This is a genomic window from Pedobacter sp. ISL-64, from assembly GCF_018613605.1.
GTDB lineage: Bacteria > Bacteroidota > Bacteroidia > Sphingobacteriales > Sphingobacteriaceae > Pedobacter.
The window spans coordinates 453667-476465 of the sequence record NZ_JAGGPU010000001.1 but is presented as its reverse complement, the minus strand read 5'-3'; the positions used below and the strand labels follow the sequence as shown (position 1 = coordinate 476465).

Annotated in this window: 24 protein-coding genes; 9 read left to right on the top strand and 15 right to left on the bottom strand. The window is 37.5% G+C overall.

Going from position 1 to position 22799, the window contains the following annotated elements; translation table 11 throughout:
• On the top strand, positions 1 to 310 hold a 310-nt coding region (locus tag J7E57_RS02160; RefSeq protein WP_215164905.1), incomplete at its 5' end, for a hypothetical protein.
• Positions 311 to 405: 95 nt separating this feature from the next.
• Here the strand turns inward: J7E57_RS02160 and J7E57_RS02155 are convergent.
• Both J7E57_RS02155 and J7E57_RS02150 read right to left on the bottom strand, forming a co-directional pair.
• On the bottom strand, positions 406 to 2046 hold the full coding sequence (locus tag J7E57_RS02155; RefSeq protein ID WP_215130146.1) for an NAD+ synthase: 1641 nt from the start codon (positions 2044 to 2046) through the stop codon (positions 406 to 408).
• Between the two features lie 48 nt (positions 2047 to 2094).
• On the bottom strand, positions 2095 to 2769 hold the full coding sequence (locus J7E57_RS02150; protein ID WP_215130144.1) for a porin family protein: 675 nt from the start codon (positions 2767 to 2769) through the stop codon (positions 2095 to 2097).
• A gap of 30 nt (positions 2770 to 2799) precedes the next feature.
• Between J7E57_RS02150 and gldB the strand changes: the two genes are divergently transcribed.
• The 4 genes from gldB to J7E57_RS02130 all read left to right on the top strand — a co-directional run bounded on the left by gldB (position 2800) and on the right by J7E57_RS02130 (position 6769).
• Positions 2800 to 3834, top strand: a complete 1035-nt coding sequence (gldB, locus tag J7E57_RS02145) for a gliding motility lipoprotein GldB (RefSeq protein ID WP_215130142.1) — start codon at positions 2800 to 2802, stop codon at positions 3832 to 3834.
• 62 nt (positions 3835 to 3896) lie between these two features.
• Positions 3897 to 4667, top strand: coding sequence for a patatin-like phospholipase family protein (locus J7E57_RS02140; protein WP_131028005.1), 771 nt, complete (start codon positions 3897 to 3899; stop codon positions 4665 to 4667).
• A 316-nt stretch (positions 4668 to 4983) separates the two neighbouring features.
• Entirely contained in the window at positions 4984 to 5778 is a 795-nt protein-coding gene (locus J7E57_RS02135; RefSeq protein WP_215130140.1) for a M12 family metallopeptidase, read from the top strand.
• A gap of 73 nt (positions 5779 to 5851) precedes the next feature.
• Positions 5852 to 6769: an omptin family outer membrane protease gene (locus tag J7E57_RS02130; RefSeq protein WP_215130138.1), complete on the top strand. Its 918-nt coding sequence runs from the start codon at positions 5852 to 5854 to the stop codon at positions 6767 to 6769.
• On the opposite strand, the gene J7E57_RS02125 is transcribed toward J7E57_RS02130, so the two are convergent.
• The 4 genes from J7E57_RS02125 to J7E57_RS02110 form a co-directional block, all read right to left on the bottom strand.
• Positions 6766 to 7482: a 2-phosphosulfolactate phosphatase gene (locus J7E57_RS02125; RefSeq protein ID WP_215130136.1), complete on the bottom strand. Its 717-nt coding sequence runs from the start codon at positions 7480 to 7482 to the stop codon at positions 6766 to 6768. The genes J7E57_RS02130 and J7E57_RS02125 overlap by 4 nt on opposite strands.
• Positions 7483 to 7565: 83 nt before the next feature.
• On the bottom strand, positions 7566 to 8645 hold the full coding sequence (gene gcvT, locus J7E57_RS02120) for a glycine cleavage system aminomethyltransferase GcvT (protein WP_215130134.1): 1080 nt from the start codon (positions 8643 to 8645) through the stop codon (positions 7566 to 7568).
• A 199-nt stretch (positions 8646 to 8844) separates the two neighbouring features.
• The gene (locus J7E57_RS02115; RefSeq protein WP_215130132.1) at positions 8845 to 10047 is read right to left on the bottom strand and encodes a glycosyltransferase family 4 protein; all 1203 of its coding nucleotides are present in this window, start codon (positions 10045 to 10047) and stop codon (positions 8845 to 8847) included.
• 22 nt (positions 10048 to 10069) lie between these two features.
• Positions 10070 to 10678: a ribonuclease HII gene (locus J7E57_RS02110; RefSeq protein ID WP_215130130.1), complete on the bottom strand. Its 609-nt coding sequence runs from the start codon at positions 10676 to 10678 to the stop codon at positions 10070 to 10072.
• Between the two features lie 86 nt (positions 10679 to 10764).
• Here J7E57_RS02110 and J7E57_RS02105 point away from each other — a divergent pair, with 86 nt between their 5' ends.
• The 4 genes from J7E57_RS02105 to J7E57_RS02090 all read left to right on the top strand — a co-directional run bounded on the left by J7E57_RS02105 (position 10765) and on the right by J7E57_RS02090 (position 13138).
• Positions 10765 to 11442 (top strand): hypothetical protein, encoded by a 678-nt coding sequence (locus tag J7E57_RS02105; protein ID WP_215130128.1) that lies wholly within the window; start codon positions 10765 to 10767, stop codon positions 11440 to 11442.
• 9 nt (positions 11443 to 11451) lie between these two features.
• Positions 11452 to 11790 (top strand): TfoX/Sxy family protein, encoded by a 339-nt coding sequence (locus J7E57_RS02100; protein ID WP_131028013.1) that lies wholly within the window; start codon positions 11452 to 11454, stop codon positions 11788 to 11790.
• Positions 11791 to 11877: 87 nt separating this feature from the next.
• Positions 11878 to 12510 (top strand): prealbumin-like fold domain-containing protein, encoded by a 633-nt coding sequence (locus tag J7E57_RS02095; RefSeq protein ID WP_215130126.1) that lies wholly within the window; start codon positions 11878 to 11880, stop codon positions 12508 to 12510.
• A gap of 97 nt (positions 12511 to 12607) precedes the next feature.
• The gene (locus tag J7E57_RS02090; RefSeq protein ID WP_215130124.1) at positions 12608 to 13138 is read left to right on the top strand and encodes a DUF4251 domain-containing protein; all 531 of its coding nucleotides are present in this window, start codon (positions 12608 to 12610) and stop codon (positions 13136 to 13138) included.
• A gap of 154 nt (positions 13139 to 13292) precedes the next feature.
• Here the strand turns inward: J7E57_RS02090 and J7E57_RS02085 are convergent, their stop codons facing one another.
• The 9 genes from J7E57_RS02085 to J7E57_RS02045 all read right to left on the bottom strand — a co-directional run bounded on the left by J7E57_RS02085 (position 13293) and on the right by J7E57_RS02045 (position 22695).
• On the bottom strand, positions 13293 to 14375 hold the full coding sequence (locus J7E57_RS02085; protein WP_215130122.1) for a glutaminyl-peptide cyclotransferase: 1083 nt from the start codon (positions 14373 to 14375) through the stop codon (positions 13293 to 13295).
• Positions 14353 to 14718 carry a YraN family protein gene (locus J7E57_RS02080; protein WP_215130120.1) on the bottom strand — a complete coding sequence of 122 codons (366 nt, stop codon included), beginning with the start codon at positions 14716 to 14718 and terminating at the stop codon, positions 14353 to 14355. The genes J7E57_RS02085 and J7E57_RS02080 overlap by 23 nt, the downstream gene beginning before the upstream one ends.
• A 165-nt stretch (positions 14719 to 14883) precedes the next feature.
• Positions 14884 to 16863 carry a DNA primase gene (gene dnaG, locus J7E57_RS02075; RefSeq protein ID WP_215130118.1) on the bottom strand — a complete coding sequence of 660 codons (1980 nt, stop codon included), beginning with the start codon at positions 16861 to 16863 and terminating at the stop codon, positions 14884 to 14886.
• A gap of 225 nt (positions 16864 to 17088) precedes the next feature.
• Complete coding sequence (locus tag J7E57_RS02070) at positions 17089 to 17388, bottom strand: GIY-YIG nuclease family protein (RefSeq protein WP_215130116.1); 300 nt, start codon at positions 17386 to 17388, stop codon at positions 17089 to 17091.
• Positions 17389 to 17622: 234 nt separating this feature from the next.
• Complete coding sequence (locus J7E57_RS02065; RefSeq protein ID WP_215130114.1) at positions 17623 to 18282, bottom strand: SGNH/GDSL hydrolase family protein; 660 nt, start codon at positions 18280 to 18282, stop codon at positions 17623 to 17625.
• A gap of 16 nt (positions 18283 to 18298) precedes the next feature.
• Positions 18299 to 19867 carry a serine hydrolase gene (locus J7E57_RS02060; RefSeq protein WP_215130112.1) on the bottom strand — a complete coding sequence of 523 codons (1569 nt, stop codon included), beginning with the start codon at positions 19865 to 19867 and terminating at the stop codon, positions 18299 to 18301.
• A 173-nt stretch (positions 19868 to 20040) separates the two neighbouring features.
• Positions 20041 to 20982, bottom strand: coding sequence for a hypothetical protein (locus tag J7E57_RS02055; RefSeq protein ID WP_215130110.1), 942 nt, complete (start codon positions 20980 to 20982; stop codon positions 20041 to 20043).
• Between the two features lie 98 nt (positions 20983 to 21080).
• Positions 21081 to 22265, bottom strand: coding sequence for a M20 family metallopeptidase (locus tag J7E57_RS02050; protein ID WP_215130089.1), 1185 nt, complete (start codon positions 22263 to 22265; stop codon positions 21081 to 21083).
• Positions 22252 to 22695: an SPOR domain-containing protein gene (locus J7E57_RS02045; protein WP_215130087.1), complete on the bottom strand. Its 444-nt coding sequence runs from the start codon at positions 22693 to 22695 to the stop codon at positions 22252 to 22254. The genes J7E57_RS02050 and J7E57_RS02045 overlap by 14 nt, the downstream gene beginning before the upstream one ends.
• Between the last annotated feature and the right edge of the window lie 104 nt (positions 22696 to 22799).

The window sequence follows — 22799 nt, the reverse complement described above, 5'->3', positions numbered from 1 at the left end:
CTTATTTCATATCGCCAATTTCGACGATGATGTTGCGGTAAGAAAAATTGCAGTTGGTAAAATGGACAATCAAGCAAACTTATTTCACATTGCCAATTTTAATGACGATGCAGAAGTTAGAAAAATTGCTACTGCGAAAATGGACAATCAAGCCAACTTATTTCATATTGCCAGTTTTGACGGCGATATAGAAGTACGAAAAATTGCAGTTGGTAAAATGAACAACCAGGCCAACTTGCGCCATATTATCTCTTTTGAAAAAGAAAGTGAGGTAAAGCAACTTGCATTAAATCAGCTCAATAACAATTAAAAATGATTAGTGGCAGTTTCTGCTTTGCAGTGAGTAGGTTAAACAATTAATTGATCAACTTTTTAAACATTACAATTTTCCGGCTCCACAACAACTTAAGCCATATATTTCCCTACAATCGGCATTCTTCTGCCCATGCCAAATGCTTTTGGTGATACCCTTAAAATAGGTGGTGTTTGATAGCGTTTAAATTCTGCAACATTAACCATTTTCAGAATCCGCAGCACCAATGCCTCATCAAAACCTTGAGCAATAATGGCTTTTGAGCCCTGTTTCTTTTCGATATGCTGATATAATATTTTATCGAGAATTTCATATTCCGGTAAGGAATCAGAGTCTTTTTGATCAGGCCTTAACTCTGCAGATGGTGGTTTAACAATGGTATTGACCGGAATTATTTCCCTTTCTTTGTTAATGTATTTGGCCAGCTCAAAAACCTGCATTTTGTATACATCGCCTATTACCCCAATTGCACCGCACATATCGCCATATAAAGTCCCATAACCAACAGCACACTCGCTTTTGTTCGATGTATTCAATAAAATATAACCAAACTTATTACTCACGGCCATATTAATAATGCCACGGATACGGGCCTGCACATTTTCTTCGGCAAGGTTAAAAGGCAAACCTTTAAAAGCTGGTGCCAGTATATGATCGAAAGCTTCTGCAACTTCTTTAATTGGAACAATTTCGTGCATACAACCAATATTGTTAACCAAATCTAAAGCATCTTGAACAGAATGGTCGGAAGAGAATTTAGAAGGCATTAAAACGGCCATTACATTCTCTGGGCCTAACGCACGACAAGCCAAGGCACAAACCACAGCGGAGTCGATCCCACCTGATAAGCCCAAAACGGCTTTACTGAAGCCAGATTTACTGAAATAATCTTTTATACCTAAAATCAATGCGTCATGAATCTGCTCAATATCGGTCAATCTTTCCGATTGAGGATATTTATTACGCACATTTTCAACCTCTTCCAGATCAAAAACCTGAAGATCCTCTTCAAAATACTTCATCTCTGCTTTCACGGCTCCATCAGCATCAAAAACCAAAGAACCGCCATCAAAAATAATTTCAGTCTGCGCACCAACCTGGTTTACATAAAATACAGGCAGGTTATACTTTTTTGCATTATCGCCCAATACTTTAATGCGTTCATCATCATGGGTGTAAGAGAAAGGAGATGCCGCAATATTAATCATCACATCTGGCTGCTCCTTAATCAGCTCATCCATTGGATTAGAAACATATAGTGGATTATCGTTGATATTCCACAGATCTTCACAAATGGTTAAGGCAATTTTTTTTCCCTTAAAATCGATACAGTTAAATTGTGTGGCAGGTTCGAAATAACGATATTCATCAAATACATCGTAGGTAGGTAAAAGTGCTTTTTTAACCACGGCTTTAACTTTCCCTTCTTCGATGAAATAGGCTGCATTAAACAGATCTTTTCCTTGTAATACTTCGTTTTTAATAGGTAGGCCCACAATACAGGCAATATCTGTACAGTGTTTGGCTATTTCCTGAGCAGCAGTTTCGCACAATACGATAAACTCATCAAACTCCAAAAAATCTCTTGGTGGATAGCCACAGATAGCAAGCTCGGCAAAAACAACCAAATCTGCACCTTTATCTTTCGCCAATTGAATATTTTCGGTTATTTTTTTCGTGTTTGCCTCAAAGTTCCCGATATGGTAATTGAGTTGTGCTAGTGCTATTTTCATATTAATGTATCAAGTAGTGAGTATCAAGTATCAAGACAAATATCCAGATTAAAAGAATACACCGAAATTAAGTTCCAAATAATGATTTCTAACATCTCTGGCTTTATCTGTTACAATATTAGTGAAACCGTTATTAAAAGTTAAACCAGCCACGATACTGGTATTGCCCGAAATATCAAATTCGCCGCCGCCACCGATGATTAATCCCGCACGGTAAAGTTTAATGTTATCGGATACATTTAAATTATCGCCAACAACCGCTCCACCTGTTACAGCATCTTGTTTAGCACTGATGTTGATTGAATTAGACAATCCAAACTGACCATACCAGCGTTTTCCATCAGTCTTTACCGTTTTTAGTTTAATGGTTAAAGGCAGGTCTACATATTGTAGTTTATATTTTAAATCGTAAGCTTTCGGTGCTGTACTGCTATTGGTTGCGTAATAAGGTAAAACATTGGCCTCAGTACTTTTACCATTAATTGAGGTGATGGTTAAAGCGGTGGAAAAACTATAATTCGGGGCAAAATTAAAATCGCCAATTAATCCATAAGAAAAACCCAAAGCTATTCCGTCTGTTTTTCCCTGCTCGGGTTTAATCCAACCAAAGGTTGGCGTAGCGGTTAAACCTAACCTAAAGCCGTAATTGGTTAAAGGCGAATTTTGCGCCCATGCGCCAAAACTTAAAACAGACAAAATTAAAATGGTCGATATTCTTTTCATGCTATAGGTGTTTATATATATTTGTTGTACATGATGTATAACGTAAAACACTGGCAAATTTATCTAATTTTTCTTTTTGCCATCACATTTATTTCCTGCAGGCAAAGCAACAGGCCCGATGTAACCAATATACAGGTAAACATTACAATCGAAAGATTTGATAGCGAGCTATTTGATGGGAAAAACAAAAATGTTATTGAGGTAGATAAACAGCTTGGTTCAAAATATGGTGTGTTTTATGACGATTTTATCCACCGGATTCTGGACAGCAAATATTCAAATACCGAATCGTTAGCCAATTTGTACCGCGACCAGGCTTATACCGATTTAAGCAAAGAAGTTGATAGCGTTTTTCCAAACTTAAAAGTGCAAGAAGAAGGATTGACCGAAACTTTTAAATACATTAAATACTATTATCCAAAAGCTAAAATTCCAAAATTTATTTCTTTTGCTTCAGGTTTTGCTTACCAAATGCCAGTGGGCGATAACTATTTGGGTATTGGTTTGGACATGTTTCTGGGCAAAGACAGCAAATTTTATAAAGCGATTGTACAAAGTGTACCCTTATACCTTTCGAGGAGGTTTGCACCTGAATATATTGTGCCCCGTGTGGCCGAAACATATGCCCACGAAGAACTTTTTGCTGAGCCTGATGATAACACGACCCTGTTGTCTAAAATGATTTTCCAGGGGAAAGTTTTATACTTTCTTGATCAAGTTTTGCCTGAAAACACAGCTGATTCTATTAAAATAGGCTATACACAACAACAATTGGATTGGGCACAAAATTTTGAAGGAGATATTTGGGCATATTTTTTGGAGAACAACTTTTTATACCAAACCGATTATCAAAAGATCCAGGTATTTTTATCTGAAGGGCCTTTTACCCCAGGTTTAGGCGAAAATAGAGATTCGGCACCAAAATTGGGCGTATGGACAGGTTGGCAAATTGTAAGGAAATATATGAAAGCGCATCCTGATGTTACTTTACAACAATTAATGGCAGATAACGATGCACAGAAAATTTTAAATCAATCGAAGTACAAACCCAAACAACAAAAATAGTCCTGAGTCCGGAGCCGTTAGTCCTGAATCAATTTATTAAATAATCATCCTAAATTAAATCTATGAAAGTTGGCATTGTATTATCAGGCGGAGGCATTAGGGGAATAGCACATTTAGGCGTTTTAAAGGCCTTTAGTAATTTAGGCATTACCTTTAGTCACATTAGCGGAACAAGTGCAGGAGCGATAGCCGGAGCCTTTTTTGCAGCTGGCATAGATCCAGAAGAAGGTTTGAATATTTTCCTTAAAACAAAACTCTGGCGCTTTGTACGCCCCGCAGTAGGGTCGTTAGGCTTAATTAATATTGAAAATACTGCTTTAATTTTAAAGGAATATTTTCCGGAAGATTCAATTGAGAAGCTAAAAATACCTTTAACTATTGCTGCTGTAAACTTTAGTGAAGGCCGATTGGTTTATTTTACAAAAGGACCGCTTATTAGGGCTATTCATGCCTCTAGCTGCATACCTGGTATTTTTAAACCCATTATGATTGATGGCCAGATGTATGTGGATGGCGGCATTTTAAATAATTTCCCGGTTGAACCTTTAATGGACGACTGCGATTTCATTATAGGCTCGTCCTGTAACCACCTTAAACCTGTTGATAAAATTACCGGTATTACCAATTTAATGGGACGCGCAGGTATAATGTCTATTAACCACGATATGGAAAGAAAAGCAAAATTCTGTAACGTATTAATCGAACCAAAAGGTTTAGGGGCTATTAGTACATTCGATATGAAACGTGCAGAAGATATTTATTGGCTGGCACACGAAGAAGCCTTGATTACGATTAAAAACAGTCCAACAATTTCTGAATTAATTACAAAATAGCAAGTAGATTCACTTGTGGATTTCTTGCGATATGTAATATTTAAACTACAATAAAATAGTCTATATTAAACAAATAAACGAGTGTAAAAAATACACTTATGCAATAAAAATATTACAATTCTCTTGGTGTTGATATGATATTATTTTACTTTAGGATTACTTTGCAAGTGTAGAGTAAATTAAACCTAAATGTCTATCTATGTTTTTCAACCTGATTATTCTTTTTCAAAGAAGAAGAATTCCTGTTTTTACGATCTTCTAACTTGATTTCCAAGTCAAATACAGATCATTAATTTTTACCTAAAAAAACCTAAACATGAAATTCTTAAAATTAAATAAAACCCTATTAACTGCCCTGGCGCTAACCACAGTATTATTCGCATGTAAAAAAGAAAAACCTACAGAGACGGCAGATTTACAAAAACCTGAATTATCAGCTGTTAATCCCCTTGGCGACATCCAGATCTGTACAGAAAGATCATTGGATGGAACTACCCCAAGAGGCGCCGTTCTAAAGTCAACAAAATGGATTCCTGGAACTACGATTAAAGTAAGTTTAAACGGAAGCACATCAGCCATCAGGGCTAAAGTAATCCAATATGCGAAAGCGTGGGAACAATATGCCAACATCAAATTCAACTTTGTAACAAACGACAATACAGCCAAAATCAGGGTAAGTTTTGTAAGTGGGGATGGATCTTGGTCGTACATTGGAAAATCAACGCCTAGCACTGGTGCGACTATGAACTACGGTTGGTTAACTGCAACTACAGCAGATTCTGAATATAGCCGCGTGGTAATCCATGAATTTGGCCATGCCTTAGGATTGATCCATGAGCACCAACACCCATTGGTGGCCATTCCATGGGATAAACCTGCTGTTTATGCCTATTATGCTGCTGCACCAAATTACTGGACTCAGGCAGATGTAGACAATAACTTATTTGCAAAATACAGTACCACACAAACCAATTATAGCGCTTACGATAAATATTCGATCATGCACTATTCTGTTCCAAACGAATTAACCATCGGTGATTTCGAGGTGGGATGGAATACCGTATTATCACCTACTGATAAGTCATTTATCGCTTCAGTATATCCATTTTAGAAAATAAATTATTACACATAGTGGTTTTAAATAACCACTATGTGTATTTTGTTGTTGTAAAATAAAAACAGATATGCTGATCGCTTTGCGGATTTCCTTTATCAAACCATTTTTAACCTGCTTAACACTCTTTTTATTCTACCAAACTGCATCGGCACAAGATAATCCCTATAAATGGGAGGTAAAGCCTTATGCAGGCATTCAACAATCAAGATTTGATTGGTCTATTGCAGGTAATGCAGCTGGAACCAGTCCGAATGTATTATCAGAACTCATCTGGAAAAATCTTAAAGGGCCTAGTTTTGGCTTAGACATTAAATACAATATTACCGAGCGGCTTAGTATTAAAGCCGCTAACCATTACAGCAGCATAACCAAGGGCGAGGCAGAAGATACCGATTATGCAGATGATAACCGGCAAAATGCTTTTTATTTCGATCTGCTGAACGCAAATAAAGGTTATTTATACGATGCCAATTTACAGCTCAGTTACCAACTGTTCAAATTTGGCGATTTTAACATCAATCCAATTGTTGGACTGTCATATCATCAGCAAAAATTTCATTTGTTAGAAAGCGCAACTAATCCTGATAGCAAAGGCTTAAACTCTACGTATGTAGCAAGATATAAAGGATTCGATTTTGGAGCAGAACTTGTTCTTAAAATGCAGAAATTCAGTATAGGCGCTACAGTTTTAGGCGGCTTTTATACTTATTCGGCAAAAGCCAACTGGAATTTAATTCCTGATTTTGCAAAACCTGTAAGCTTTACACATAAGGCAAATTCCTTTTCATTGAGTGGCGATATCAATCTGGCTGTACCATTAAACAAAAGTTTACGGATAGAAGTTGACTATAAGATCAATAACATCAACACTTACTCTGGTGTAGATAAAGCTTATTTTAATAGTAGACCAACAGAGGAAACTCAATTTAATGGTGCAAGTTTCAGAAAAAATGCAGTATTGCTGGGCTTAAATTTTAGTTTTTAATTTTTTAAGGCAACCAAACGCTCGCCTTCCAATACGGGAATTGTTTTGCATAGATTTAACTGCAGACAGAAAACAACATCTTCTTCTATATTCAACTGAGCCAAACGATGGCTATGTGATGATTTGTGGAGGTATTTCCTCAGATCTGCCTTAGCTAAGGCATACAAATCTTCTGCAGCCACGCTAGAATCATCAAAATGTTCGAAATTTTGACGGAGATTATTTACCACAGCACCCGCAAAAAGAGTATCCTCTAAATTGAACTGATCTTTCCAACCGGCGCAAAGCAAAAGCACATTCTTATCCCGACTTTTCAAATAATCGCAAAGTGAATCTAAGTTCAGGAAGGAGCCAATTACAACCTGATAGGCCCTTTTCTGAGCCAAATGCAAGGCCTTAGTTCCATTGGTAGTAGTTAACACGACCGTTTTTCCGTTCACTTTTTCATGGGTATAAGAGAATGGCGAATTACCGAAATCGTATCCTGCTACCACTTCTCCATTTCGTTCTGCCGCCAATAAAAATCCGCTATCACGATAGTTTAAACAATCTTCTACCTGAGCAACTGGAATAATCGCTTCAGCACCATTATCTATTCCGTAGGTAATAGATGATGTGGCTCTTAAAATATCGATAACCACCACAATGCTTTGTTCGATATCATATAAATCAATCAAGGCTGGTGTTAAACAAACTTCTATTTTTTTTGACATGCAAAGGGAGGTGAAAGGCGAAAGGTTTATGGTTTATGGTTAGGGGAGATATGCCCTACGCCTTAAACCTTAAACCCCAAACCTTATTTATAAAAAGGAAATTTAACCACTTTAGCTTTAATTGGCGTATTGCGGATTAAAATAAAAACTTCAGTTCCTTCTTTAGTGAAATCTTTTGCGATGTAACCCATACCTATCGCTTTTTGCAAAGAAGGTGCCTGGGTACCAGAAGTCACTTTACCGATAATATTTCCTTCGGCATCAGCAATTTCATAATCATGGCGCGGAATACCACGATCGATCATTTCGAAACCAACCAATTTCTTTTGAATACCAGCTTCTTTTTGCGCCAATAATGCCTCCGAATTGGTAAAAGATTTAGAAAATTTGGTAATCCAACCTAAACCTGCCTCAATAGGCGAGGTAGTATCATCGATATCATTTCCATATAAACAGAAACCCATTTCTAAACGTAAAGTATCGCGTGCACCTAGGCCTATTGGCTGAATGTTGTACGGCGCACCTGCTTTAAAAATAGCATCCCAAATTTGATCGGCATATTGGTTTTCGAAATAAATTTCGAAACCACCAGCGCCAGTATAACCTGTTGCTGAAATGACTACGTTATCAACACCAGCAAAAGCACCTTTAACGAAAGTATAATATTCCATCGATGCCAAATCAACATCGGTTAATGTTTGTAGAGCATCTGCAGCTTTTGGTCCTTGAATGGCTAAAAGAGAAGTTTGATCAGAAATATTATGCATTTCAACATCTTTCGAATTGAATTGTTGAATCCAGTTCCAATCTTTTTCGATGTTAGAAGCGTTTACCACCAACATATAGGTTTTATCATCTATTTTGTAAACCAAAAGATCATCAACAATACCGCCATCTTGGTTTGGCAAACAAGAGTACTGAACTTTCCCATCGTATAATTTAGACGCATCGTTACTGGTTACACGTTGAATAAGATCCAATGCGTTTTCACCTTTCAGAATAAATTCGCCCATATGGCTTACATCAAAAACACCCACGCCGTTACGAACAGTTGCATGTTCGGCGTTAATACCTTCGTAAGTAACAGGCATATTGTAACCTGCAAATGGAACCATTTTAGCGCCTAAAGCGATGTGTTTTTCTGTTAATGCGGTGTTTTTCATCCGTAAATTTTATTTTTTATGATAATGAAGCCAGTATAGCTGATATTCTGTGAATTATGACGGCTTTATTCGTTATTCTTCTTGGGGTGCAAAAGTACTAAGAAAAAGACAAAATTTTGAGGTTAATTTTAAGGAGTTTTTAGATGATTTTTCTATTCATCCTTCATGCTAAACTTGCTTCAGCATCTACTAAAGATACTTACGCACTCACCAATTCTTCGTAAATCTTCAGCATTTTACTAGAGATTAAATGAACACCATGGTCGTTTTCTACTGTTTTGCGAGCGTTCTCTCCTATTTCCACCCAACGTTTAGGGTTAATGATACACTGTAAAATCGACCGGTAAAATTCATCTGCAGAATCAGCAATTAAAATATCATGGCCATGCCTGCAATTAATTCCCTCTGCAGCAGTAGTGGTGGCTATGATGCATTTTTTCATGGCCATACCTTCAATAATCTTTACCCGCATTCCCGTGCCAGAGATTAAAGGAACAATCATAATTGCTTTAGAATTCATAAACTCTACCGCATCGAAAACTTCTCCCTCTACGATCAGGTTTTCAGAATCATATTCGAAGAAATGTTTTTGCATGTTTTTCCCTGCGATATAAAAACGAAGATCTTTATTTAGTTTTTCAATATCGGGCCAGATATCATCCAAAAACCATTCTAGTCCTTCCTGATTCGGTCGCCAGTCCATTGCACCTAAATGAAACAGTGTAGGAAAACTGGTTTTACTTTTATCTACTTTATATTTTTCTAAATCGATGGCAACCGGAAAAACCGACATCGGAATTTCGCAACCAAACATTAATATGCTTTGGCGATCGGGCTCGGAAATGGCAAAAATATGATGAAAACGGTTAATCTGATCGGTTTCATATGCTTTAAGCCGCTGGGCTAAAAAAGCTAAATATTTACGTCTAATGAGAAACTTTTCAGAATGAGAAAGACGTTCCCAAAGGGTAAATTCGATATTGTGTGCCCTATAAATGAGTTTGGCATTACTGTTTGCCTTAACCACATCCAGATAAGGAACAACAAAAAGCCCCTCAAATTGAATAATATCGAACACATTTTCTCGTAAGAGATTTTCTAACTGTCGCGCAGCATCTTCGCTATAATAACGGGAAACGTTATAAGATTCGTTAGTGAAAATATTAAAAAATGCCGACCATACATTTACATCTGTATCTAAATCGTAAGTATGGTATTTAATCTGTTCAAAAATAGGATCGTAGATATCCTCGATGTCGATCCGTCCTTTTGAGGGATTGAGGCTAAACAAAGTAATATCTGCGCCAAGTTGCAGCAAACCTTTTATGGTGTTATAAACCACGATAGGATAACCACTATTTGGCGGAAAGGGAACCCGCTTAGTAATCAACAGAATTTTCACAATGTTGTGAAAATACGAAATTTTAGGCGTTTTTTGAAAACAGTTCTAACTGAGGGTCGCTCACATTAAAAGTTTTGCGGTGAAAAGGCGATAACCCGATTTCGATTACAGCCTTACGGTGTGCAATTGTTGGATATCCTTTATTCTGCTGCCAATTGTAATGTGGAAAATCGATATGCAGATTGGTCATAAATTCATCACGGTGGGTTTTCGCCAATATAGAAGCGGCGGCGATATTTAGATATTTACCATCGCCCTTTACAATGCAACTGTGTGGAATTTGCGGATAGGTTTTGAAACGGTTGCCATCAATTACCAGGTATTGTGGTTGGGTATGTAATTTTTCAATCGCCCTGTGCATAGCCAAAAATGAAGCATTTAAAATATTGATCCGGTCTATCTCTTCATGATCACAAGAAGCTACGGCCCAAGCTAAAGCTTCCTGTTCTATTATAGGTCTCAGAGAGGCCCTTTGCTCATGCGATAACTGCTTAGAATCATTTAATCCTTCTAACACAAAACCCTTTGGCAATATTACCGCCGCGGCAAAAACAGGACCAGCGAGGCAACCTCTTCCGGCTTCATCACACCCGGCCTCTAATAATTCTTCCTGATAGCAGTTTAACAACATATTGCAAATTTACTGAAATAGAGATAGTAAGGAAATTATTTTGTTCAACATCTTATAAACATTAATTTTAAGGATAAACAATTCTAATGCACGCTATTAAACTTACTTTACTTTTTTCTTTGATTTGCCTTGTAGGTTTTGCACAAAAGAAAAAATACGATATAATGAAGCCACCAGTGGAACCGCCATCTAGAGCAGACTATGCTGTTTTAGAAAAACGCATGGCCTGCATCCATCGAAACACTTATTCACTTGGTGAAAGATTAAAATTTTTCCCGTTTAACCAATACAAAAAGGTAATGTTGATTTCTTTCGAACTACCTGAGCCAAGTGCAGAAATTAATATTGCTGGTAAAACTCAGCCTAAAAATCATAATGAGAAAGAATTCACCCTAGCTTTGTTGGCAAAAAAACAAAAACTAGATCAAACGAGAATCAAAGAAAATAGGATTTTGTCAGCATTGGAGATTGATAAACTAACTGACATCCTATATAATTTTGGCTATAAGTCTACCAAGAGCTATAAGGGATTACTGATAGGAGATGATGGATATAGCTGTTATAATCCCAGAAATGCAATTGTATTTTTAGATGAAAAAGGATTGATAGCAGAATATATTGAGATTTGTTTCGAATGCCACAGAAGAGAAGATAGCTCAGAAAAAATAAAAACAGGAGAATTTTGCACCGAAAAATACGACTTGATCAGAAAATATTTTTACACAGTTGGAATTAAATACGGAACAGGCAAAAATGTACATTAATTTTAGACTATGAAATATAACGAAACCTTAGCGCTTCGCGTTGCCGAACGTTTAATGCATATACAAGATGTAGAGGAAAAAGAAATGTTCAGTGGGCTTATTTTTATGGTGAACGGCAAAATGTGTATAGGTGTTTCTAAAAACAGCATGATGGTGAGGCTCGACCCCAATACTTTAGAAAATTTATCCGATAAAGATGGCTGGCAGCAGATGGTTATGGGTGGTAGACCAATGAAGGGCTACGTTTCGGTATCAGAAGATGTTTTAGGCCGGAATGATGAACTGGATTTCTGGGTTAACCTTGCGCTGGCCTTCAATCCTTTTGCGAAAGCATCTAAAAAGAAATAGTCAAATAACTAGCCATTATCTCACTAGCCTTTAAAAACTAGCAAGAGCCATATTTTTTGATTAATTTTGTAGTTCTAATCAAATTTTATGAAAAAAGGGGCTGCTATAGCGGTATTTCTGCTATCGATTTCATTTACTGTTCTGGCTCAAGTTAAAAGAACTGCAACATCAACAGAAACTAAAGAAACAAATTCACAACAATTAAGGGTTCAGGTGCCAGAAGGGCATTATTGTGATTACTGTAAACTAAATTACCCCGAATCACATTTCCCTTGCATTATGAAATCCATTAAGGGCAAATTAGATGTAGCCACTGGCGAAGTAAGTTTCGTGACTGGGCAGCCTATCGGAGGTATTGTGGTTAAAGGAGGTAAAAATCCAGGAGACGATGCAATTACCCTCGTAACCAACTCAAATGGAGAGATAGAATTTAATAATGCCAGTGCAGGAAATTATAAATTTATCATTTTGGTACCTTCCACTAATCCCAAATCGCGGGTAGCAGGCACGCCAATCGGTGGAATAATTGTTAAAGGTGGTAAAAATCCTGGTGGCAGTTTAATTACTTTAATTACGAATGAAAACGGAGAAATCGAACTCAACAATCTTCCTGTAGGCACCTATAAATTCACAGCAATGGGAGCTTCTGTAACAGAGAAAAGTAATCCGTTATACAAATCGAGTTATTCGGAAAAGGTAAATCCGCTATATAAAAACTAAAATCGTTAAATTTAGTCCACCGTCCATTTTTTGGCACTATTATGGAATCTTTCAAATCTGTGCATCTTTAAATTGTTACACATTTAAAACACACATTATGAAACGTTTAAATTTAATATTGAGCCTTGCCTTTCTTTTGATTGGGGTTCAATTATTTGCCCAAACCAATAAGGAAACTACACTGAAAATTGTAGCAGATAAAAATTATACTTTTGTTGCCAATACCGCCATGCCGATGTCGAACAACGACATTAATAAAGTATTAGCGATGATGCCTGGTAGTCAGGGTGGTGGTTCTATAAACCTGACGGGTTCGCAATACGATGTTAAGGTTACCAAAGACAGTATTGTTGCTTATCTGCCTTATTTTGGAAGATCTTTTTCTGCTCCGATGGATCCTACTCAAGGTGGTATTAAATTTACCTCTAAAGATTTCACCTACACAGAATCGAAGAATAAAAAAGGATCTTACACCATCCAGATTAATACAAAGGATGTAAAAAGAGAAAACTATCGGTTTACCATTAATATTTCGACCAATGGTTATGCTTCATTAACGGCAAGCAGCATGAACAAACAACCCATTATTTTTAACGGTTATTTAGACGAACCGAAGAAACAGGATTAGTACGGGAAATCTGGCTCGATAAATCGTCATTTCGAGCGGAGTGCAACGCAACCGAGAAATCTATCATAATAGATCTCTCTCCCGAACGTTCGGGACTGCGCTTCAGTCGAGATGACGATTACTCTTTCACAATCTGTTATAAGTACGACCCTAGCTATTTCTTAATCAGCTCGATCTGAAAAATATGGGGCCATTTTTTACCAGCAACAAAAAGTCTTTTAGTTGCTTTATCATAAGCAATGCCATTTAGTACGTTATTAGCCTTTTCATCTTCGGTTTTAAAATAATCAGCTGGCAATAGTCCGGATAAATCGATCTTGCTTTCAACGGCACCCGTTTCTGGGTTAATAATTAGAATTTCATTCGTAGTGTACACGTTTGCGTAAATTTTCCCATCAATAATTTCCAGTTCGTTCAAATTTTGAATTGGCCCTTTGTTATCAAAAACATCAATCGAACCAATTTTTTGGTAGGTATCTTTATTTAAGAAAAAGATGGTATTCGAACCATCCGTATTCAATACTTTCTCGCCATCAAAAGCCAGGCCCCATCCTTCTCTGCCGGTAGTGTACGAAAATTCAGATAGTTTTTTGAAGGTAGCTTTATCATATACAAAGCCAATTTTTTCGCGGTAAGTTAACTGGATAATTTTGCTTCCGATTACAGTTATGCCTTCTCCAAAATACTGTTTATCCAAATCTGCTTTCTGAAGGATTTTCCCTGTAGAAGGATCTACTTTACGCAAACTGGAATGACCATAATCGCCAGCACTTTCGTAAAAAAAGCCATCATGATATTCTAAGCCCTCTACATAAGAAGAGGTATCGTGAGGCAAGGTTTTAATCACTTTATAGGTATATTCTGTTGGCGCCTGAGCCGCTAAAACATTAATATTCGAGGTTAAATCTTCAGATTTTCCAGCGCCAAATATTTTGGCTGTTACCAAATGGTTACCCAATTTCAGACCTTCAGTTTTAAGTTTGATGGCCGAAGTATCGGCTTTTGAAATCATTTTAACGGTATCGATCAAGTAAACTACAGAATCTACTTTTTGTTCGGCGCCAAATTGTACTTTAACATCAAACTCGTTTCCTGACGGCACATTAAGACCAGTCATCGGCGAAATAAAACTACGGTAGGTTGTGGTAGAATCGTCTTTACACGAACTTACAAATGCAAGTGCAATTCCGATAAATATGAAACTTTTAATGGGGTTAATCTTCAGGCCAAAACGCATCTTCAATATGGTTTAAATTATAATTTTTATTTTTTGTAAATGTAATTGCAATAATATCAAAACGGATATCATTTTGATGGTTCATTAATTCAATATAGGCATTAGCAGCCAATTCCATCTGTATTTGCTTGGCTTTGTGTACAAATTCTTCCGGTTCGCCAAAAGCAACCGAGCTCCGGGATTTAACTTCGACAAAAATCATAATCCCATTTTTATAAACGATTAGATCTACCTCGGCTTTACCATGTGTCCAGTTTTCATCTAAAATCTCATAACCCTGGTCTTCCAGATACTGCTTCGCAATACTTTCACCCGCTTTACCTAAATCATTATGAAACGCCATATCGAAATTTTTTACTGGCCTATCGTCATGATTGAAAAGCCGTCATTTCGAGCGGAGTGCAACGCAGTCGAGAAATCTATTGTCGATCTCTCTCCCGACTTAACGTCGGGACTACGCCTCGGTCGGGATGACGAAATCTCTACAGGACTTCTTGGCAAGTGTAATTTATTTAACAATAACAGAACCCAGGAACTTAGAAATCTCTCGCTCAACCCCTTTAATCACCCCATAACGTTGCATTAAAATCATTTGGTTATCCTCGTTCTTTTCCTCTTTAATTTCTTTCAACAGGTTCATCAATATTTTTTCGACTTTACGCTTTTTAAGGTGAAAAATGCCACCTAAAATAGTCGCTTTTAAATTCATCGTTTCATCTTTAACATAGATAAGATGTTTATTTAACCAGTTCTCACTTAAAGCATATTCTGAGGTTGAAAGTGTAATGGCCAGATCGGCAATATCTCTATCCTCATGTTTAACAAAGTGGTTCGACGTGGGTAATCGGCCGTTGTCGATTTCTGATTTATAATAATCGATAATTCTTTTGCAAAGTGGATCATCAAATTCGACATCGCTCAGGTTCTGCATGATGAATGAACCGATGTACATATCATCAATTTTATCCCAGTTTACAAATTCGTGCCCGAAAGCCAGTAATAAGCGCACAATTTCTTTTTCCTGATGCTCATTCTCTTCTGCGGGTGCTTCATGACCCATTGGGCCTGCACTATCATCCCATAAATCATCTGGCGGACCAAGTGGTTCAGGTGCACCCGAAGAATATGGTTTTGGACTTGAAGCAGGGTTAGCCCTCTGGTTGTTATCAAAACTTTTCTTAAGCTTGGCTGAGCGCATTTTATTGAGTTCGCCAAGTAGGATGTGTTCATCGATTTCGAGCAAACTGCTACACTCGCGGATAAAAACCGAGGCTTTGATCTGATCTGGAATTTTAGCAATACTTTCTACAATATCGCGGATAATGCCTGCACGTTTGATGGGATCATTGCCCGCATCTTTAAGCAATACATTCGCCTTGTATAAAATGAAATCTTTTCTATTCTGCTCGAGATAGGTTTTAAAAGCACCTGCCCCAACATGGTGCATATAAGAATCGGGATCGTGGCCATCGGGGAAAGAAACGATTTTCACGTTCAGTCCTTCTTCCAAAATCATATCCAAACCACGGAGGGAGGCTTTAATACCTGCAGCATCGCCATCAAACAAAATGGTAATGTTCTGTGTAAAACGTCCGATCAGTTTAATCTGCTCTACGGTTAACGAAGTACCCGAAGAGGCTACTACGTTTTCTATTCCAGCCTGATGTACCGAAAGCACATCGGCATAACCTTCCGCCAGGTAACAGTTATCCAAATCGCGAATGGCTTTTTTGGCATGGAATAAACCGTAAAGTACATTCGATTTGTGATAAATCTCACTTTCTGGTGAATTTACATACTTAGGGACATTTTTGTCGGTTTTTAAAGTCCTACCTCCAAAACCGATGATCCGGCCTGTAAAGTTGTGGATCGGAAACATTACCCGACCGCGAAAGCGATCGTAAATTTTGCCGTTATCGTTTTTGATCGATAATCCGGTGGCTTCTAAAAACTCTAATTTATGTCCGGCGTTGATTGCGCTTTGCGTCATCGCATCCCATACATCCGGAGAATAACCCACCTCAAATTTTTTAAGGATGTCTTCCCTAAAGCCACGTTCTTTAAAATAACTTAAGCCAATGCCCTTTCCTTCATCTGTTTCCCAAAGCTGTTTTACAAAAAATGCAGCAGCGTACTGCGAAACGATATAAAGACTTTCTTTGGCACTTTGTGCTTCGGCATCTTGAGGGCTCAGTTCGGCTTCCTCAACTTCTATATTGTATTTATTGGCTAAAAATTTAAGTGCTTCGGGATATGAATATTTTTCATGATCCATAATAAAGCGCACTGAATCCCCCCCTTTACCACAACCAAAACATTTGTAAATGCCTTTAGTTACGGATACGTGAAAGGAAGGTGTTTTTTCGCCATGGAAAGGGCAATTACCAATTAAACTGGTTCCGCGTTTTTTTAAGTGCACAAAATCCCCAACTACCTCCTCAATACGGGCGGTATCCATTATCTTATCTATCGTTTCGCGGTTTATCATATCCCCAAACCCCTAAAGGGGCCTTTGCCTTTCTATTAATGTAAAATATATTTTCTTCGGTTCGCAGTAACGCTACAAAATCGTCATTGCGAGAAGGCTTTTTCAGCCGACGAAGCAATCTTTTATGCTATTAATTTATTTTTAAACTGTTAACGCCATACAGGAAAGATTGCTTCACCCCACCACACAGTCCCCTTCTACAGTTCGCAATGACGTAACCGACATTTACCATTCTTTCACTATCTCCCATAAATCCTTCCATTCAGGATTCATGGATTGAATTAATTTTATCTTTTTTTTTCGGCTTCCGCCTTTAATTCTCTTTTCTTCTGCAATTGCTTCCTCAATTGAATCATAAGAACAAAAATAAACAAGTTTATTCGTGCTATATTTTACAGAAAAAGAATTAGGGTATTCTTTATCTCTATGTTCTTTTATCCTAAACATAATATCTGAAGTGACCCCAGTGTATAACGTGGTATGGGTAAAATTAGTAATGATGTAAACTGTCCCTCCCTGTTCCATTATTCTATTTTAAGTCCACCGTTATACAGGATAGATTGCTTCACTCCACCACACAATCTCCTTCTTCGGTTCGCAATGACGATCTCTGGTCCGTCATTGCGAGAAGGCTTCTTCAGCCGACGAAGCAATCTTTTATGCTATACTCTATTTTCAATTCTATCATTCTAAAACAAGAAAGATTGCTTCACTCCACCACCTAATCCCCTTCTTCAGTTCGCAATGACGAATATGTTTCTATTTTACCAAAGGCAATAACTGATCAGCAACCAATTTATTACCTGTTTCATTTAAGTGTACTCTATCAACAGTTAAAATGCCTTTTTCTTTATCCTCTGGATTATTTTTTGCTTCGTACTCTGCAAAAATTTTCCTTAAATCGCATACAGGAAGATTATTTTTTGCAGCCAATGTTCTAATACCTTCAGCATATTTATTCAAATCGGCATCTAGCTCATTCGTACCATCTTTTTTCTCACCAACAACTGATGGAGTAACCAATACCACTTTGCTACCTACACCCTGAATTTTATTGATCAGCGCCTGATAAAACTTTAAATATTTGTCATAATCGGTTCCGGTATGAGAAGATTGTTTATGCCAAACATCATTAATGCCGACATAAATCACCACTAAATCGGGTTTCTTGTTGAGCACATCATCTTCTAAACGCAGGTATAAATCGTAAACCTTGTTGCCGCCAATTCCGGCCCCAATTATATCATATTTAGTAGAATCGAGCGATTTTCTGATCAGGGTTACATATCCGTTTTTAGAAACACCCTGTTGGGTAATCGAGTCGCCAAAGAAGATAATCCGTTTTGGTTTAAATGTCATTGATGTTAATGCAATTAAGCAAAAGCTTAGTAAAATACTCGTTTTAAATAATGTTTTCATTTTATAATTGGTTAGGTTATTTTTTATCGGTCTTTTTAAAATCCAGGTCCTGGAAATCGAAACTAAAATCGGTTAGCGGCGAAATCGCTTTTATTTTAAAACCATCGGCCGAAGCATTGTTATCTAAACTAAAATTAACAAAAGCATCGGCATCTAAACTTCTATCGTACCATTTTACAATAAAGGTATTTCCTTTGTAGTAAGTCATGTCGCCTTTCAATTTTGGAGCGTTTTTAGCCTGAAAATGCATTTTACCGTTTACTTCACTGATGGTAACGTCGCCAAACCATGAATCGTGGAAAGTGCCATAATAGTTTTTAACATCAGGTTTTGTAGCCGAGAGTTTTTGTTGAGCTGCAATATCGTTCCAAACTTTGCTTACCATCTCGTCAGCCTGCTTTTCGTTTCTGAGCCTGTTATCGTTATAGGTTTTAATCCGGTCCTGTCCTTTAATACCAAGATAACCATCTTTAATCGAATTGGTGATCGAATTAAAAGCAGCACCAGATTGCTGATTGGTTAATACAATAATGCCCAATTTCATCTCTGGAATAATCGTTACCTGTGTTACAATCCCTGACAGACCGCCTGTGTGTGTTGCCTGAAAATTGCCATTTACATTACTCAAAAACCAACCTAGGCCATAACTACTAAAAGCAACTGGATTACCGCCTGCAATAATGGTCTGCGGCGTCCAAAGTTCTCTTGCCACAGCAGGACTGAATAATTTCTTGTCAAGAGTTTCGCCATATTTGCCGCCATTGATCATGGCCATTACCCATTTGCTCATATCGGTAACGTTCGAATAAATTCCACCGGCGGCATTTGCGATCTCTCCAAAGCTTAGTCCTACAGGAAGCAGTTTACCTTCGTAAGGGGCATGACCGTCAATTACATTCGATTTGTCTTTTAAGCGGTACCAGGAAGCTGCCGTTTTGGTCATGCCTAATGGTTTAATGATCCTGCTTTCAATAAAATCTTCATAAGTAACTCCTGAAACCCTTGCTACCACATCGCCAGCAACAATATACATCAGGTTATCGTAATCGTATTTGGTACGGAAAGAGGAAACCGGCTTTAAATAACGCAGGTTATGGATCAATTGCTTTTTATCAACGGTTGAAGAATCTGGCCAGATCATTAAATCGCCCGCACCTAAACCCAAACCACTGCGGTGCGTGAGCAAATCGCGGATGGTAAATTCGCTGGTTACGTAGGCATCGTACATTTTAAACTCCGGAATTACATCGGTAACTTTAGTATCCCAGGTGATTTTCTTTTCATCAACCAACATACCCAATGCTGCAGCCGTGAATGCTTTTGTATTTGATGCCACACCGAAAAGGGTATGCTCATCAACCTTTTTATTGGTTTTGATGGAACTTATCCCATAACCTTTTAAATGGATTACTTTACCCTCTTTAATTACAGAAACCGCAATTCCGGGAACATTAAAGGTGGTGAGTGTTTTTTCTACAACACTATCGATCTGTTTTGAAGTGAGCACCTGTGCATGTACATGAAGGCCCAAAAACAGTGATAAAGCTAATGATATTTTAAATTTTAACGGGGAAAGGAATTGCATATTTATTGGTTTAAATAATCGTTTAAAGATAATAAATCTTTTTATGCGTCAGTTAATCCATATAGGTGCTTCATATTGTAAAGCTATCATCATGTCGAACTCGTTTCAGTATTTTGTTATTATGAGAAAGATCCTGAAATAAATTCAGGATGACGACCGCCTACCCCAAATCCTTATTTTCCCTTTTCGAGTTTATAATCTTTATGAACGATTAAAAAACTTGCCCGTTCTTCTTTTTTGAAAGGGTAATCCCAGTTACCCTGATAGGTGATTTTAGTTGGCAATTTATCTTCTCCGAAGTAGCCCATTTCGATGTTCATCTGCACATCAAAATCGAACAGCATGTTGCTGTATTTCATATCTACATAACGCCCCAGAATATTGAAATTTCTTTTATCGAAAATGGTAACCAGTTCCTTGATCATGATGCCATCTTTTGTCCAGCTGCTTAAATCGGGTTTAACTGAAACCTTAAAACGATAAACCGGAATAGAATCAAGATAGGTGCCGCTGGTGAAACCATAATCATAATACTGGCGCATATTGGATGAAAATATTTCGGTTTTACTGCCAATAAAAGGAACTTTTACCGGACGGCCAGGATTAAAGATTAATGTTTTGAGTTTGTCTTTATAACTTTCATTTGTTCCGCCCTTTCCGTCAGGCTTGGGTGCATTGGGGACAAAATCGGTGTTATAAGCATTCATAAAAATGTAATCGAACATCTCTACCGTATAAAGTTGGTATTTGCCATTTTTCTTATAAATTTTCCCGGTATCCTGTTTTACCAGATACTCCATTTTATAAGGACCGCTATTGTTATGTCTTATTTTACGGTAAATTTTTCCATCAACCTTGTTCTTTTTATCGTAACTGTAAATCCTGTTTTCGGCAATGAAAGAATAACGTTTCATATCCCTAAACGATTGATAAAAGGAAGTATCGTACATCACCTTTCTGATAAATGTCTCTACATTCAATTTTTCAGCCTTGATATTTACTGCAGAATCGAGCGTAATGGTTTTAATTGTATCAGGATTAAAGCGGTTGATTTCCTGAGCGAAACCTGTGTAAAAGAGCGACGTTAACAATAATAACAAAAATACTTTTTTCATGGAAGGTAGATGTAAAAGGTAAAATGGATAATGTATCATGAAAGATGTAAAACGGGAGAAAGATTAATTCCGTCCATCTTACATCCTCCACCTTATCATTAATTCCCTAATTGTTTTAAAGCAATATAGGCCATTAATCCTGTTGATATTTTCAAGGCATCTTCATCAATATCAAATCTTGGTGTATGTACTGAATATTGCGTCTCCTTTGCGGCATTCCCAGTACCTAAACGATAAAAACAGGCATCTGTTACCTGCGAGTAGAAAGAAAAATCTTCGGCAGCCATCCAGATATCTAAATCAACCACATTGTCTTTCCCCAAAAATTCTTCGGCAAAAGCCTTTGCATTTGCTGTTAATTTTTCTTCGTTAATTAAAAATGGATAACCTCTATGGATATCAAAATCGCAACTTCCCCCCATACTTTCGGCAATTCCTTCAGCCATTTTTTTCATGCGTTTATGTGCTTCATCTCTCCACCCCTCATCTAAGGTTCTAAACGTACCCTCGATTTTTACCTCATTTGGAATAATGTTAGTTGCTCCATTGGCATTTACCTTACCAAAAGATAAAACCGATGGTGTACGTGGATCGGCATTGCGACTAACAATCTGTTGCAAAGCAATAATGATATGCGATGCAATTAAAACCGGATCGATATTTTGGTGAGGCTGCGCGCCATGACCACCTTTCCCGGTTACAGTAACATATAATTCATCTGTTGAGGCCATGTAAATACCTGAACGGAAACCTACTTTACCGGCATCAATTAACGGCATTACATGCTGACCAACAATATAATCAGGTTTTGGATTCTCCAATACACCTTCTTTAATCATGATACTTGCTCCGCCTGGCAACAACTCCTCTGCAGGTTGGAAGATCAATTTGATGGTTCCACCGAATTCATCTTTCATTTGGTTTAGGATATGAGCTGTTCCTAAAAGTGAAGAAGTGTGAACATCGTGTCCGCAGGCATGCATTACACCATGGTTTTTAGAACGGTAAGGTTTGTCGTTTGCTTCGTGAATAGGTAATGCATCCATGTCGGCACGTAATGCGATTACTTTATCAGATGGCTGGTTACCCTTAATTAAACCTACCACACCGGTATTAGCACAATCGGTATATTCAATTCCCCATTTTTTTAATTTATCCTTGATGAACAATGAAGTTTCGAATTCTTTGAAAGATAATTCAGGATTGGCATGGATATGTTGACGATAGCCCACTACATCGTTAAAAATGTTCGCGGCTAGTTCTTGGATTTTATTTTTGATCATTACTTGTTGTGGTATCTAAACTTGGTGCATTAATTTTTTCCCTAAAAATAAACAATGTCGGGAAGTTTGGCCTGAGTTCGTTTATGAGGCGCTGCGCTTCTAAGCGTGTTCTAAAATCGCCCACTCGAACATAATAGTTAGGTTCTTTATAAACGAGGTAGGTATTATATTTAGGATAAAGTCCTTTAAACCTTGCCTGTTCGTTAAAAACCTCGCGCCGGTCTGACCCATAGAAAATCTGTACGCGGTAACCGTAAGCCGAAACAATGGGCTTACCCGGCTTTACCTCTCCAGAAGTTTTATAAACTGCCAAACGTTTGGCAATTAAACTATCAATTAAGGGATCTTTTATAACCGTAACCTCTCCTTTTTGTGCAAAAGCAGTGGTAAAAAGGAACAAACAGCCTATAAAAGTTAATATTGTTTTCATGTGTAAAAGACCTTGGCATTTAGTGAGCAGATGAATAAAATATCATCTCATTTCTTCTTAACAACAAGAATGCCGAAATCGTTGCAAAAATCGGCATTCTTTAT

Excerpts from the sequence above, each read along its gene's own strand:
- J7E57_RS02060 (WP_215130112.1), bottom strand. The coding sequence starts at position 19,867 with ATGCAATTCCTTTCCCCGTTAAAATTTAAAATATCATTAGCTTTATCA.
- gldB (WP_215130142.1), top strand. The coding sequence starts at position 2,800 with ATGATGTATAACGTAAAACACTGGCAAATTTATCTAATTTTTCTTTTT.
- J7E57_RS02045 (WP_215130087.1), bottom strand. The coding sequence starts at position 22,695 with ATGAAAACAATATTAACTTTTATAGGCTGTTTGTTCCTTTTTACCACT.
- J7E57_RS02105 (WP_215130128.1), top strand. The coding sequence starts at position 10,765 with ATGCACGCTATTAAACTTACTTTACTTTTTTCTTTGATTTGCCTTGTA.
- J7E57_RS02080 (WP_215130120.1), bottom strand. The coding sequence starts at position 14,718 with ATGGCGTTTCATAATGATTTAGGTAAAGCGGGTGAAAGTATTGCGAAG.
- dnaG (WP_215130118.1), bottom strand. The coding sequence starts at position 16,863 with ATGATAAACCGCGAAACGATAGATAAGATAATGGATACCGCCCGTATT.
- J7E57_RS02070 (WP_215130116.1), bottom strand. The coding sequence starts at position 17,388 with ATGGAACAGGGAGGGACAGTTTACATCATTACTAATTTTACCCATACC.
- J7E57_RS02055 (WP_215130110.1), bottom strand. The coding sequence starts at position 20,982 with ATGAAAAAAGTATTTTTGTTATTATTGTTAACGTCGCTCTTTTACACA.
- J7E57_RS02095 (WP_215130126.1), top strand. The coding sequence starts at position 11,878 with ATGAAAAAAGGGGCTGCTATAGCGGTATTTCTGCTATCGATTTCATTT.
- J7E57_RS02155 (WP_215130146.1), bottom strand. The coding sequence starts at position 2,046 with ATGAAAATAGCACTAGCACAACTCAATTACCATATCGGGAACTTTGAG.
- J7E57_RS02085 (WP_215130122.1), bottom strand. The coding sequence starts at position 14,375 with ATGCGTTTTGGCCTGAAGATTAACCCCATTAAAAGTTTCATATTTATC.
- J7E57_RS02100 (WP_131028013.1), top strand. The coding sequence starts at position 11,452 with ATGAAATATAACGAAACCTTAGCGCTTCGCGTTGCCGAACGTTTAATG.
- J7E57_RS02130 (WP_215130138.1), top strand. The coding sequence starts at position 5,852 with ATGCTGATCGCTTTGCGGATTTCCTTTATCAAACCATTTTTAACCTGC.
- J7E57_RS02090 (WP_215130124.1), top strand. The coding sequence starts at position 12,608 with ATGAAACGTTTAAATTTAATATTGAGCCTTGCCTTTCTTTTGATTGGG.
- J7E57_RS02140 (WP_131028005.1), top strand. The coding sequence starts at position 3,897 with ATGAAAGTTGGCATTGTATTATCAGGCGGAGGCATTAGGGGAATAGCA.
- J7E57_RS02135 (WP_215130140.1), top strand. The coding sequence starts at position 4,984 with ATGAAATTCTTAAAATTAAATAAAACCCTATTAACTGCCCTGGCGCTA.
- J7E57_RS02125 (WP_215130136.1), bottom strand. The coding sequence starts at position 7,482 with ATGTCAAAAAAAATAGAAGTTTGTTTAACACCAGCCTTGATTGATTTA.
- J7E57_RS02065 (WP_215130114.1), bottom strand. The coding sequence starts at position 18,282 with ATGAAAACATTATTTAAAACGAGTATTTTACTAAGCTTTTGCTTAATT.
- gcvT (WP_215130134.1), bottom strand. The coding sequence starts at position 8,645 with ATGAAAAACACCGCATTAACAGAAAAACACATCGCTTTAGGCGCTAAA.
- J7E57_RS02050 (WP_215130089.1), bottom strand. The coding sequence starts at position 22,265 with ATGATCAAAAATAAAATCCAAGAACTAGCCGCGAACATTTTTAACGAT.
- J7E57_RS02150 (WP_215130144.1), bottom strand. The coding sequence starts at position 2,769 with ATGAAAAGAATATCGACCATTTTAATTTTGTCTGTTTTAAGTTTTGGC.
- J7E57_RS02110 (WP_215130130.1), bottom strand. The coding sequence starts at position 10,678 with ATGTTGTTAAACTGCTATCAGGAAGAATTATTAGAGGCCGGGTGTGAT.